Annotated in this window: 8 protein-coding genes; 6 read left to right on the top strand and 2 right to left on the bottom strand. The window is 31.6% G+C overall.

Going from position 1 to position 14,312, the window contains the following annotated elements; genetic code table 11:
• The first annotated feature begins 31 nt into the window (after window positions 1-31).
• From DAD81_RS08560 to DAD81_RS08535, 6 genes are read left to right on the top strand one after another with little or no spacing between them, the layout of a single operon-like run.
• Window positions 32-2,530, top strand: a complete 2,499-nt coding sequence (locus DAD81_RS08560; RefSeq protein ID WP_179950039.1) for a glycoside hydrolase family 31 protein — start codon at window positions 32-34, stop codon at window positions 2,528-2,530.
• A 9-nt stretch (window positions 2,531-2,539) separates the two neighbouring features.
• Window positions 2,540-4,150 carry a sulfatase family protein gene (locus DAD81_RS08555; protein ID WP_111707832.1) on the top strand — a complete coding sequence of 537 codons (1,611 nt, stop codon included), beginning with the start codon at window positions 2,540-2,542 and terminating at the stop codon, window positions 4,148-4,150.
• 12 nt (window positions 4,151-4,162) lie between these two features.
• Window positions 4,163-5,584, top strand: a complete 1,422-nt coding sequence (locus DAD81_RS08550) for a sulfatase family protein (protein ID WP_218939686.1) — start codon at window positions 4,163-4,165, stop codon at window positions 5,582-5,584.
• 16 nt (window positions 5,585-5,600) lie between these two features.
• Complete coding sequence (locus DAD81_RS08545) at window positions 5,601-7,076, top strand: sulfatase family protein (protein WP_111707831.1); 1,476 nt, start codon at window positions 5,601-5,603, stop codon at window positions 7,074-7,076.
• A complete protein-coding gene (locus DAD81_RS08540; RefSeq protein WP_111707830.1) occupies window positions 7,077-8,555 on the top strand; it encodes a sulfatase in 1,479 nt (492 codons plus the stop codon).
• Window positions 8,556-8,581: 26 nt separating this feature from the next.
• Window positions 8,582-11,041, top strand: coding sequence for a glycoside hydrolase family 2 TIM barrel-domain containing protein (locus DAD81_RS08535; protein ID WP_111707829.1), 2,460 nt, complete (start codon window positions 8,582-8,584; stop codon window positions 11,039-11,041).
• A gap of 181 nt (window positions 11,042-11,222) precedes the next feature.
• Here DAD81_RS08535 and DAD81_RS08530 read toward each other — a convergent pair whose 3' ends face one another.
• Entirely contained in the window at window positions 11,223-13,280 is a 2,058-nt protein-coding gene (locus DAD81_RS08530) for a response regulator (protein ID WP_111707828.1), read from the bottom strand.
• A gap of 276 nt (window positions 13,281-13,556) precedes the next feature.
• On the bottom strand, window positions 13,557-14,069 hold the full coding sequence (locus DAD81_RS08525; RefSeq protein WP_111707827.1) for a DUF3124 domain-containing protein: 513 nt from the start codon (window positions 14,067-14,069) through the stop codon (window positions 13,557-13,559).
• Between the last annotated feature and the right edge of the window lie 243 nt (window positions 14,070-14,312).

Raw genomic sequence — 14,312 nt, 5'->3', positions numbered from 1 at the left:
AGGGTGTACGTCTGATTTTAATTATAAAAAAATGGCGAATTCAGTAATTTTATATGGAGACAGTATTAATACACAAATTACTGTTGTTGATGAGGAAATTATACATATTCAAAAAGAACTTAAAAATAAACCAGCTAAGAAAATACCAGATTATGTTACCATTTTAAATACTCAAAAGGTTGATTGGAAAGTCTTAGAAAACGGAGATGATTTAATAATTGAAACCCCTAAATTAAATATTAGTATTAATAAAAAAGGTGAAATTGAATATTTTTCAAAAGAAGGAGAACAAATTCTTAGTGAATTAAAAGTAGGTACATATATAAAAGATGATTCAACAGCAACGCATAAAGTATCTCAAGCTTTTAAGGCTGGTGATGAAGGACTATATGGTTTGGGACAATTTCAAAGCGGTAGAATGAATTGGAAAAATGTACCTGTTCGGTTGCAGCAATTCAATCAAGAAATTGCAAATCCGGTATTAATTTCAACCAAACCGTATGGAATTTATTGGCATAATTACAGTGTAACAGATTTTAATCTTCCCAAAAATGAAATTCAGTTTACGGAAACTCTTGATGAAGAATTAAATATTAGAAAGGCCGTTTTTACACCAAAAAAATCAGGGGTTTACAATTTCTTTGTAATAAGTGAAACGCCTTTTAATAGTGTAAAGAAAAAAAATAAAAACAGACGCTTAGGCCCCGTAATTGTCACTGTAAATTCAGAGACAGTAATCCATTATACAACCAATTGGTATCCTGATAGTTTTTCAGGTGAAATTATGCTTGAAGCTGGTAATGAATATGAAATTATATTTCAAGATACAAAAGCGCAAACGTTAGGTAGGTTGTTATACAACGAACCTAATTTTAACAAAACTACCTTTGCAAGTAAAGAAGGCAACGCCATTGATTACTACTTTATACATGGTGAAAATCCTACTAAAGTGTTATCGGAATACAGTAGATTAACAGGCAAGGCACCTTTATTTCCTAAATCTTCTTATGGTTTTTGGCAATGTAGAGAAGCATATCAAACACAAGAAGGTTTATTAGAAAGTGCTCGTCAATACCGTAAAAGAAAAATACCAGTTGATAATATTGTTCAAGATTGGGATTATTGGCCAAAAGGTGTAAAAGGTCCAGAATGGGATAAATCTCAATATCCAGACCCAAAAAAAATGGTAGATGAGTTGGATAAAATGAATTTAAATCTAATGGTTTCTGTATGGCCTACAGTAAGTCATCCTCAGTTATGTGAAAAGTATGATCTAGAAAATTCAAAATTAACAAGTACAGACTTTATTGATTTTTATGATAGTTCTACACATAAAAAGTACTATCAAATGTTGAGCGATAATATGTTTAAAATTGGAGTTCAATCTATTTGGTTAGATGGTAGTGAGCCAATATTTACCCCCAATCCAGAACACCAAACACCTGCTGGTAAATTTAAAGAGTTAGCCAACACTTATTCTTTATTAATGACCAAGGCAATGTATGAAGGACGACGCAATGAATTTCCTAACGAAAGAGTTTTTAATTTAACACGCTCCGCTTTTGCAGGTCAACAACGTTATGGAAATGCAGTATGGTCTGGAGATGTTAATGGTACTTGGGAGCAGTTTTCTGAACAAATTTCAGCCGGATTAAATTTCACAATGACAGGTTTTCCTTATTGGACAACAGATATAGGAGGTTTCTTTCGTGATAAGAATTCGGGAAACCCTGCTTATGATAATCAATATACCGATCCAGATTTTAGAGAGTTGCTTACGCGTTGGTTTCAATTTGGAACATTTAGTCCTATTTTTAGAATTCACGGATACAGAACTCACACTGAAATTTGGAATTTTGGACAAGAATTTGAAGATGTTGCTCGAAAATTCATCGATTTACGTTATCAATTAATGCCTTACATTTATTCAGAAGCTTGGGAAGTTACTACTAAAGGAAAGGCACTTATGAGTCCCTTGGTATATCAGTATCCAGATGATAAAAATACTTGGGGGATTAAAGATCAATACTTTTTTGGTAAATCATTAATGATTTGTCCGGTAACAACTTATAAAGCAAGAGAGCGAAAAGTCTATCTGCCAGAAGGAAATTGGTATAACTTCTGGACAGGAATAAAAACAAAAGGAGGAAAGAAGGTAGTTGCATCAGCTTCTTTAAACACTCTTCCTATTTTTGTAAAAGAAGGAACTATTCTTCCTTATGGACCAAAACGACAATATGCTACGGAAGAAACAAATGAACCTATAACCTTAAAAATATATCCAGGTAAAGATGCGGAATATACCTTGTATTTTGATGATAATGAATCATACGATTATGAAAAAGGTGTTTATTCAGAAATAAATATATCGTATTCAGAATTGACGAAAACTATTACTCTTGAAAATGGTGCTGGAAACTATTTAGATTTTTCTAAGAATAAAATGAAGTTTAAGGTTGAAGTTATAGGAACTGGAATAAAGTCTGAAATACAATTTGAAGGGAAAACAATTCAAAAGAAACTAAAATAGATACACAAGATGATTAGAATAAAGTATATAACCTTATTATTGTTTGTAGCAGTCACTGTTTGTAACGCTCAAAATAAAAATAAGCGTCCCAACATTCTTTTTGCTTTTGCTGATGACTGGGGAAAATATGCAAGTTGTTATGCGAAAATAGAAGGAAGTGAACCTTGGCAAAAAACAGTGAAAACTCCAAATGTTGATCGTATTGCAAGAGAAGGGGTTTTGTTTAATAATGCTTATGTAAGCTCTCCTTCTTGTACGCCTTGTAGAAGTTCTCTTTTATCTGGGCAACATTTTTACAGAACAGGACTGGGGGCTATTTTAATGGGAACATGGGATATGAATATTCCAAGTTACCCTTTGTTACTAGAAGAGGCAGGTTATCATATCGGATATACCTATAAAGTTTGGATGCCAGGAACAAATCCAAATGCAGGTTATGGAGGAGGAAGGACGAAGTATGAAAAAGCTGGAAAGCGATTTAATAATTTTAGCCAGAATGCAGCTAAGTTGGTAAAAGAAGGTAAATCATTAGATGAAGCAAAAGATAATTTATATGAGGAAGTAAGGCAAAATTTCACCAGTTTTTTGGATACTAACAAAGATGATAAACCATTTTGTTATTGGTTTGGGCCTAAAAATGTACATCGTGCATATGAAATGGGTTCTGGTGAAAATCAATGGAGTATTAATCCTGATGATATTAAAGGAGTATTACCACCATTTATTCCTGATGTACCTGTTATTCGAGAAGATTTTGCTGATTACCTTGGCGAAATTCAAGCTTTTGATACTGCGTTGGGTGAAGTATTACAAATTTTAGAACAACGAGGGGAATTAGATAATACCTTAATTGTAGTTAGTGGAGATCACGGAGTACCTGGGTTTGCACATGCAAAATCAAATTTATATGATTTTGGAACAAGTGTAGTTTTGGCTGCTCGTTGGCCTAGTGTTATTCAACCCAATAGAATTGTTGATGATTTTGTGAGCTTACCAGATTTAGCTCCTACCTTTTTAGAACTTGGGGGAGTAGAAATTCCAGAAGTAATGACTGCTAAAAGTTTATTACCTGTTTTTTATAGCAAGAAGAAGTCTGGAGTAGTAGATAAAAATCGCGACCATGTAATTACTGGTCAAGAGCGACATAACCCTGATGCAAGAGAAGGGAATTTACCTTATCCGAAACGGGCAATACGAACTAAAGATTATTTATACATTTATAACTTTAAACCAGAGCGTCAACCTGTTGGGAAAGCATTAACAGCTGAACAAAAAAAGGAGGTTACTTTCGAAAAAATTAATAATGGGACTATTCGTTGTTTTGGTGATTTAGGATGGGGGCCATCAAAAGCTTGGCTTGTTATGAATGGAGAGACACCTAAATATCAAAAATATTTTGATTATGCTTTTGGAATGCGTCCAAAGGAAGAACTTTATAAGATTTCGAATGATCCACACCAAATTAATAATCTTGCACAGAATCCTAAATACAGAAAAATAAAGGAGGAATTACATAATAGATTAATGGCTGAACTTAAAGAAACAAAAGATCCTAGGGTAATGGGTGATGGAAGTACTTTTGATAGTCCACCATATACTAACGTAACTAAAAAACAATAAATAATGAGGATTTTGAAACGTACAATATTGCCTTTTTTACTATTAATAATGATGCAGGCTAATTCCCAATCTAAAAATTTTATTGTTATTCTGACCGATGATCAGGGATATGAAGATTTGGGTTGTTTTGGTTCAAAACGAATGAATACACCTAACATAGATAAATTAGCTAAGGAAGGAATGAAATTAACTAGTTTTTATACTTCATCGTCTGTTTGTTCTCCTTCTCGAGCTTCTTTGTTAACAGGAAGAATGCCTAAAAGAGTTGGTGTGCCAGCAGTATTGTTTCCTAATTCTAAAACAGGATTGCCTGAAACAGAAATTACTATTGCTGAATTATTGAAATCAAAAGGATATAAAACAGCCGTTATTGGCAAATGGCATTTGGGACATCTAAAACAATTTTTACCAACCAATCAAGGATTTGACTATTATTTTGGATTACCCTATAGTAATGATATGTCAATTGCTAAAGAGCTCCAGATTTCAAAAAACATAAAACTAAATAATGGTTATACGCTGAACAAATTAAAGACAGATCAACAACAAACAGAGTTAAACCGAAAAGATAAGTCTATCAAAAATATTATGCCTTTAATGCGGAATGAGGAAGTAGTTGAGTATCCGGTAGATCAAAGTCAACTGACTAAGCGTTATACGCAAGAAGCTGTAAGTTTTATTAAACGGAATAAGAAAAATCCATTCTTTCTTTACTTACCTCACACTATGCCACATCATCCACTTTACGTTTCTAAAGATTTTGATGGTAGTAGTGGAAACGGAGTGTATACTGATGCCATTCAAGAAGTTGATTGGAGTGTAGGACAAATTGTGAAAACGTTGAAAGAGAGTGGGCTAGATAAAGAAACGTTTATCTTGTTTTGTTCTGATAACGGGCCAGCGAATAGATATAATAATCCAGAATGGGCTTCTGCTGGTCCATTGAGAGGAGTAAAGTTTGATACTTTTGAAGGAGGACAGCGTGTTCCTGCTATAGTATGGGCGCCGGGTACCATTAAACCAAATACAGAATCAGATGAAATAACTTCTACACTTGATATTTTACCTACAATAGCCCATTATACAGGTATTGCTCTACCTCAGAACCGTATCTATGATGGTTATAATCTTACAGATTTATTCAGAGGGGAAACAATAATTTCTCCTAGAAAGGAAGTGTACTTTTATACAGCTAATAGGAAAACTATTGAAGGTATTCGTGTTGGTGATTGGAAATATCTAGAGAAAGGATCAAGGTTTACAACATTAAATAATAAAGGTGAAAAACCAACGAAATTAGTTGGAGATATAAAGCCTATGCTTTTTAATCTAAATAAAGATGTTATTGAAAGGGCCAATGTTTTCGATAAATATCCTGAAAAAGTTACTGAGTTGAAACGTAAAATGAAAGAGTTTGATGCTAGTATTAAATAAAATATAAATAACATTTATGAAATTATTCTATTCGTTATTGTTTGCAATACTATCAACAGTAGTATTAGCGCAACAAACCAAAAGCAAACCTAATGTTGTAATTATAATGGCCGATGATATTGGTGTAGGAGATATTGGCTTTTATCATAAACTAAGAACAGGAAAAAAATCAATTATACCTACGCCTAATATTGATAAGTTAGCAAAAAGAGGAATGCATTTTACTGATGCTCATTCTCCAGCTTCTCTTTGTGCACCAAGTAGATTTTCAATGATGACGGGAAATTATCCTTTTCGAAATAAAAAATCACCTTGGGGAGTTTGGGATGATGCTATTGATGCAGGTATTGATGCTAAGTATACAACCATTGGTCGTGTAGCTAAAAAGGGAGGTTATACAACAGCCTTTTTTGGTAAATGGGGACTAGGAGGTTTGTGGAAAGGAGCTCCCAAAGATTATTCTGGTTATGAAAAACTAGATTTACCTCCATTACATTATGGTTTTGACTATTCACATATGATGCCAGATGGTATTCAATATCATCCATATATCTATTTCGAAAATGGAAAATGGGTAAAATTAAAGCCAGAGTCTAAATTAGTTGAGATTAGTTTTGAACAATCAAAATATCTAGAAGAGTGGAGAAACAGACATCGTGAAGGAGTTGGAGATTCCAATTGGGATCCAGCATTGGCAGGACCAATTTTAACTGATAAAGCTGAGAAATTTATTAATAGTCAAAAGAATTCCAATAAGCCATTTTTACTTTATTATTGTACCCCTGCAGTTCACGAACCTCATACACCACCAGCAAAACTAGGTAAAACAAAAATTGCAGGAAAAACGGCGAGCTCGCATGGTGATATGATATGGGAGCTAGATGTTCAGGTAGGTAAAATAATAAAAGCTTTAAAAAAGAATAAACTATATGAAAATACGCTTATTGTATTTACTTCAGATAATGGCGGTTTGGAAGGTGAAGCATATGATCAATCTTTAGGTCACGATTCAAGTAATGGTTTGAGGGGTAAAAAAGGAGATATTTACGAGGGAGGCCATCGAGTTCCATTTATCGCTGTATGGCCCGGGAATATTAAAGCGGGAAGTCAATCAGATGTAAGTATTTTAGCTAATGATATAGTACCAACACTTACGGCTATAGCAAAAGTTCCAATAAATAATAAAGAGGTTATAGATACGGCTAACCTCCTTTCAATATTTAAAAGCAACACTACTAAAGCAATTCATCCTTACTTAATTCATCAGGCAATACATAACAAAGTTGCTTATTATGCTTTCCGAGAAGGTGATTGGAAACTAATTATGAAAACGAAAGGAAGAGATAAGTTTAATAGTCTTGAAACCGTTGCTTTATTCAATTTAAAAAATAATAAAGAGGAATCTGAAGAATATAATTTGCTATCTAGTCTAGAACATAAAGTGAGAATTGCAAACATGAAAAATCGATTTTTAAAAATAAGAACAAATTAGATGAAAAAAACAAACACATATCTTTATTTAATTTTAATGTTGGTTTTTGTGATAAATGCCAATGCCCAACAGGTTAAAAAAGATAACACAGCTAAACCCAACTTTTTATTTATTTGTATAGATGATTTGAGACCTCAATTGGGAGTTTATGGAAATAATCTAATGATTACTCCTAATCTTGATAAACTGGCTTCAGAAGGAAGAACATTTACTAGGCATTATGCTCAAGTACCAACTTGTGGTCCATCTAGAGCTTGCATGTTAACAGGAAAAAATATTGAAGCAATTGAAGATATAAATCATCATCATTTAGAAAAAAGTTTGGCGGGTAAACCTGAATCGCTAACACCTGAAACTTTTGTACATCACCTTAAGCGAAATGGTTATTTTACTGTGGGTATGGGGAAAATTAGCCATAGCGGTAATGGACATGTTAATTTCAAAAATAAAAGTGTTCTAGAATTACCATATAGTTGGGATCAGTTTGTTACAGATCCTAATAGTTTATGGGAGGGTCAGGAACTTGTGCATGCGTATGCAAATGGAAGAAATCGTAACACGAAACCAAATCCCGCTTATGAGATATTGGATGTTGAAGATGAGAGCTATCCAGATGGAATTTTAGCTAATTTAGCTACCAATCAGTTAGAGCAATTGGCTAACAAGCAAAAACCCTTTTTTATGGCAGTTGGTTTTTATAAGCCACATTTACCATTTTGTGCTCCTAAAAAATATTGGGATATGTATGATCATAAAGACATTAAAGTGTCCCCAAACCCTGAGTTGCCAAAAGGAGTAAGTGGCGTATTTCTTCACAATAGCACTGAGTTCTTTGGGCAATACACACATCCTGAAAAAGGAGGAGCTGGTAAGCGATTGTCAGACGAATATGCAAAAAATGTAATACACGCTAATTATGCGTCCATAAGTTATACTGACGCGCAAGTTGGTAAGGTCTTAAATAAGCTTAAGGAACTTAATTTGGATAAAAACACCATTGTGATTGTATGGGGAGATCACGGATGGCATCTGGGAGATCATACAATTTGGGGAAAACATAGCACTTTTGAACGTGGATTAAATAGTAAGTTACTTCTTAAAACGCCTGACATAAAGGAGTCAGGAGTGAAAACTGATGGCTTGGTATCGTCAATAGATCTATATCCAACAATCTGTGACCTGGCAGGAATTGAACTACCGAAAAGTATTGATGGTAAGAGTATGGTTCCGCTTATTAATAACCCAAAGACTAAGGGAAATGAAGTTGTGCTAAGTTATTGGCGGAATATTTTAAGTATGAGAACAGACCGATATCGATTTGCTGTTTTTAATAATGGTAAAAGGCAGGAAATGATGCTTTTTGATCACGATAAAGATCCAAATGAGACCATTAACATAGCAAATGAAAACCCAGAAGTAGTTGATAGGTTAATAAAACAATTAAAGACGAAGAACAAGGGTTTTTTACCTAATTTTTGATTTCAATAAAAGATAAAACAAGATAAATGAAAAACTTATTATTAGCGTTTCTAATTGTGGTATTTACAATTGGTGTCAATGCTCAGTATTCACCTGAAGAAAATTTTGATAAAAACTGGATGTTTTTTAATGATAAAGCAGAAGGAGCAGAGTTAGTTGGTTTTGATGATTCAACTTGGCGAAATTTGAATTTGCCACATGACTGGGCTATTGAAGGTCCATTTAATATTAATTTTGATTGCAGAACTGGAGGGTTGCCCGTACATGGGACAGGTTGGTATCGCAAACATTTTAAAATGCCAAAATCTGCTAAGGGAAAAGTTGTTCGTATTGAATTTGAGGGTGCAATGTATAATGCACATGTTTGGGTAAACGGACATAAAGTTGGTAATAGACCTTACGGTTATATTGGTTTCGAATTTGATATAAGTTCATATCTTAATTATGATGATTCTGAAAATGTAATTGCTGTAAGATTAACACCTGAAGATTTTGCCTCTCGTTGGTATCCTGGAGCAGGAATTTACCGTTCTGTTTGGTTAAAAGTAGACGAGCCTATTTATTTAGATAATTGGGGGACATATATTACAACTCCAACTGCAACTTCCGAAAAAGGTGTGGTACAGAATGAAACAACAATTGTTAATAAATCTGATAAAAAAAGAACTGTAATTGTTCAACATAAGTATTTTTCTCCTAAAGGAATAAAAGTAGCATCCGCTTTAGAAAATATAGAAATTGAAGCAAATTCAACAAAAGTGTCTAGAGTTTTTACAAATATTAAAAATCCTGAATTATGGGATGTTACCAATCCTAATTTGTACAGTGTTGTAACTACAATTTTAGAAGATGAAAAAATAAAAGATACGTTTAAAAGTACTTTTGGTATCCGATCAATTCGTTACGATGTTGATGGTTTTTTCTTGAATAATAAAAAAGTAAGATTCAATGGTGTTTGTTTACATCATGATAATGGTGCATTAGGAGCTGCTATTTATAGAAGAGCTGACGAGCGTAAACTTCAAATTATGAAAGATATGGGTGTGAATGCAATTCGTACAAGTCATAATCCGCCTTCACGTGTTTTTCTTGAATTGTGTGATGAAATGGGATTGATGGTGTTGGATGAAGCTTTTGATTGCTGGAAACTGCCCAAGGTAGAGAACGGTTATAATAAGTTTTTTGACGAATGGAGTAAACGAGATTTAAGCGATATGATTCTTAGAGATAGAAATCATCCTTCAATAATTATGTGGAGTATTGGAAACGAAATTAAAGAGCAGTGGAAGGAAGAAATCGGATGGAAAATGGCTAAAGAACTTAATGCAATTTGCAAAGAAATTGACCCTTCACGTCCAACAACAGCTGGTTTTAATTCTTATCCTACTGCCTATGATAATAATATGGCTCAACAAGTGGATATTTCGGGTGTTAATTATAAACCTACAAAATATGGAGAGTTGAAGGCAAATTATCCGGAATTACCAATTTATGGATCAGAAACTTCAAGCTGTTATAGTACTCGAGGTGTGTATCATTTTCCTTTAGAGAAATACAAAAAGCACGAATCGCTACAACAGACAAGTTATGATTTTACAAATCCACCTTGGGGATATCCACCAGATATTGAGTTTCATTTTCAGGAGAATAATCCTCACGTAATGGGTGAATTTGTTTGGACAGGTTTTGATTATTTAGGTGAAACAAGTCCGTATGGAGGTTTAGATAATACTACAAATGGTCATTGGAATACAGATTGGCCTTCACGTAGTTCTTATTTTGGTATTGTAGATTTAGCAGGTTTTCCTAAAGATCGCTATTATTTATATCAAAGTCAGTGGACAACGAAACCTATGATTCACCTTTTGCCTCATTGGAATTGGGAAGGAAAAGAAGGGGATATTATTCCGGTGTATTGTTATACTAACTGTGACGAGGCTGAACTTTTTGTAAATGGTAAATCAATGGGGCGAAAAGTGAAAGGTAAAGATCTTACAACATTACCTATTGATTTCCTTCGATACGAACCAAAAACATTTGATTCACCTTATAGATTGAGTTGGGATGTTCCATATCAACCAGGTTCAATTAATGTTGTTGGTTATAAAAACGGGGAAATTATTAAAGAGAAAAAAATTAAGACAGGAGGTAAGCCTTCAAAAATTAAATTGTCAGTTGATAGAAGTGTTATTAATGCTGATGGAAAGGATTTAGCTTATGTAACAGTGCGTATTGAAGATAAATATGGAAATATCTGTCCAATAGCTGATAATTTGGTAACCTTTACCGTGAAAGGAACGGGTAAAATTGTTGGGTTAGATAATGGGGACCCTATATCTTTGGAATCGTTTCAAGGGAGTAAACGGAAAGCCTTTAATGGTTTGGCATTGGTGATATTAAATTCAACCGAACAATCAGGAAAAATAAAGTTAACAGTAAAATCCAAAGGACTTAAAGGTGAAGAGATTATAATAAACTCTAAATAAAGATCAATTTATTAAGGGATTTGAATATTTCAAAAAAAACATTTAGAGTTCTTATTCTTGAAAAAATCTAAATTAATTTCACCTTGTTTTATTAGAGGGGGATAGCTTTTTTGATGATCAGAAAGTTTTGGATTTTAAAACACGTTAAAATCTAAAAAATACTATTTCAACATTTACTAAATCAGTTTTGTTTTATATTTTCAATTATCTGAAGAAGTTTTTTATTATCAATAGGTTTTGAAATATAAGTATTACATCCAGCTTCGTCTGCCTTTGTTCTAAAACTTGTTTGTGAATATGCAGATTGGGCAATAATATATACCTCCTTATTAAATTTTCTAATTTCTTTGGTTGCTTCAAAACCATTTAAAAACGGCATTTTTATATCCATTAATATAACGTCAATATCTGGGTTGTTTTTAGCCAATTCAACAACTTCGTTACCGTTTTTAGCTCTAATTATATTATTTGACACTTTTTCTAATACGTTTTCTAAATAAAAAAAAGAAGTTTCATCATCTTCAGCAATCAGAATTTTATAATTAAGAGATGCTGCTTTTTTATTGATTTTTGGTTTTGCAATGTTATTAGTTTCGTTATTAGATTTAGTTAAATTAGGTATTTTTACATAAAAAGAAGTTCCTTTATTAGGTTCCGATTTAAGTTTTATTTCTCCTTTTAATAAATTTGCATAACCTTTTGAAATAGATAATCCAAGTCCAGATCCTTCATAACCACTGGAGTGAGAGATATCAGCTTGTACAAATTCATTAAAAATTGAATTTTGTTTTTCAAAAGGAATACCAATTCCTGAATCTTTTATCCAAAATTCTGCATATTCATTGTTAACACTATATTTAACTTCTATAAATCCTTTATTGGTGAATTTTAAAGCATTTTTAATAATATTAGTTAGTATGGAGTTTACTTTGTATTTATCAGTATAAAATGGTTTAGTTAAGGATGAAACTTCTTCTTTAAAGATTAAATCTATTCCTTTGGAAGTAGCTTCAGGAGTAAAAAATTTATTCAGTTCATTTATATTACTATTAATGTTAACTTCTTGAATAAATATTTTTTCCATACCAGATTCAAGCTTGGATACATCAATAATATTATTAATAGTTTCTAACATCCTGTTACCACTTTTTTGAATGATATCAATAAATAAAGCTTGTTTTTCTGAAGAGTAATCCACTGTTTTTAAAAGGTCGGTAAAACCTAAGATACCATTCATTGGTGTTCTTATTTCGTGACTCATATTTGCTAAAAAAGCAGATTTCATTTTGTCACTTTCTTCAGCTTTATTTTTCTGATCTTCAAGTTCTAACATAATTTTAGAGTTCAAATCCAGTTGTTTTCTTAAGTCTTTAGTTTTAGTTTGTATTTTGCTTTTTAAAACTCTATTTGCTATTAAAAGCAATGCAAATAATAAGGAAATAATTATACCAGTAATCAATAAGTATTTAAAGTAATTATGCCAGTCTGTATTTTTCTTTTCGTATTGAGTAATCCATTTGTCGTAAATTTCTTGGTGTTTACCGTTAGCTAAAATAACTTCTAATCCATTGTTTAAAATTTTAGCTAACTCAGGTTTCTCTTTAGAAACTTTAAATCCCATTGAACGTTCTAATATTTTATGATCAAGAGGTAAAATATAATCCTTGTTAAGTTTTTTAGCATAGTACATAGCACCAATTCTTTGTCCAAAAATACAGGTAACATCTTTTCTGTCTATTGTATTAATTAGATCTTCATAACTTTTAACAAATAAAAATTTAACAGTGGGGTTAATTGATTGAATATAATGAATAAGCACATCGTTTTTCCACATAGCAACAAGTGGTTCTTTAGCTCTTCTAAAATATTCTAATGAAAAATCATGAAAATTATTTTTGTTAAATAAGAAAGAATGAGATGTGTTTATAGCCGCCCTTGTATATAAATATTCTGAATCTAGACTGCCTGGAATATGATATCCCCCAATAGCATCAATATTACCATTTTTAAGAGACTCATTAACGGTTCTCCAATTACCTCCATTAATTTGTATATCTTTCTCTTTGTATAAATCCTTAATTGTATTTAATATATCTATATTAAACCCTATAAGATCTCCCTTTTCATTTAAATAATTATATGGTGGATAATTGTCCCCAAAATAAACTTTGTACTGGGCATTTAATTTACAAACAGAAATTGAAATAAAAATTAGTAGGGTTATTATTTTTTGTTTCATTTTGGGGGCATGAATTTTAACAAAATTGTAATAAATATTCTTATGAATTTTAAAAAAAATTAAAATTAAACAAATAACTTTAATATAAAAAGAATAATGATTTATACTTTAAATTCTTTTTTTACGATTTGAAATCTATTTTAAAATAAAAGATTTAAATGAGAAAGTGCTAGATAGTTTTATTTTCTAAATTAAAATTACAAATTGAATATTTTTAATTTAAGTATATATAAAAGAATTAATGCATAACCATTTAAAGCCGTGATTAATCTATAATTATTTAATTCTTTTAGCGAGAGTTGTAAAAGATAAACCTTGCTGCCCCATTGTTGAACTCATAACTCCTTCAAATAAAGGTTCTGGGCAATTTTTTGGAATTTTCCATTCAAAGATAAAGTTTGAACCAGTTCCTCCAGTAACATCAATTTCATCTATAATTATTTCTGTAGTTTCCATTGGAGCTAAAAATATTGGGTAGTTAAAATATTTTCTAACAGAATTTCCATGTGTATCGTAATATTCTGCTTTTAAAATATAAATAGAATCTAAATCACTTGTATTTCGTAAACTTACCATAGCAGTTAAGTTATGTACTCTATGCTGATTCATACTGTAAATTTGCGAATAAATAGAAAGGTAAGATTTTCCATATTCAAGAGAATCCTTTATTTTATTGAGGTTTATAGATCGTTTTTCCCAGTTTTCAGGATTTATTGAGCTAATTTCTTTCTTTTCATTACAACCGAAAAGTAAAATAAGTAAAATTATAGATATATACTTTTGTATCATTATAGAAATATGTTTGATATAGCTAAAATAGCATTTTTAAATCTATGCTTCAAGCCTTATTCAATTTTTAAAGATTCTTTTAAGTATTACTATATTAAAGTTTATAAATCTCTTTAAATTTATGAGTTGTAAAAAATAAATATTTAAAAGTGTATTTTAATATGATAGGGTAGAAGCTTAATCCTAAATTTAATATTAGTAATCATAATATTTCTGGACTAAAATAATTTTTATTGAATAGTT

Origin of the sequence: Lutibacter citreus (assembly GCF_003260195.1) — a bacterium.
GTDB lineage: Bacteria > Bacteroidota > Bacteroidia > Flavobacteriales > Flavobacteriaceae > Lutibacter > Lutibacter citreus.
The sequence above is the reverse complement of the archived record's forward strand: the minus strand, read 5'-3'. Positions and strand labels throughout refer to the sequence as shown.

Bases quoted from the DNA above. Each gene is read 5' to 3' on its own strand.
- DAD81_RS08560 (WP_179950039.1), top strand. From the start codon at position 32: ATGGCGAATTCAGTAATTTTATATGGAGACAGTATTAATACACAAATT.
- DAD81_RS08555 (WP_111707832.1), top strand. From the start codon at position 2,540: ATGATTAGAATAAAGTATATAACCTTATTATTGTTTGTAGCAGTCACT.
- DAD81_RS08545 (WP_111707831.1), top strand. From the start codon at position 5,601: ATGAAATTATTCTATTCGTTATTGTTTGCAATACTATCAACAGTAGTA.
- DAD81_RS08540 (WP_111707830.1), top strand. From the start codon at position 7,077: ATGAAAAAAACAAACACATATCTTTATTTAATTTTAATGTTGGTTTTT.
- DAD81_RS08535 (WP_111707829.1), top strand. From the start codon at position 8,582: ATGAAAAACTTATTATTAGCGTTTCTAATTGTGGTATTTACAATTGGT.
- DAD81_RS08530 (WP_111707828.1), bottom strand. From the start codon at position 13,280: ATGAAACAAAAAATAATAACCCTACTAATTTTTATTTCAATTTCTGTT.
- DAD81_RS08525 (WP_111707827.1), bottom strand. From the start codon at position 14,069: ATGATACAAAAGTATATATCTATAATTTTACTTATTTTACTTTTCGGT.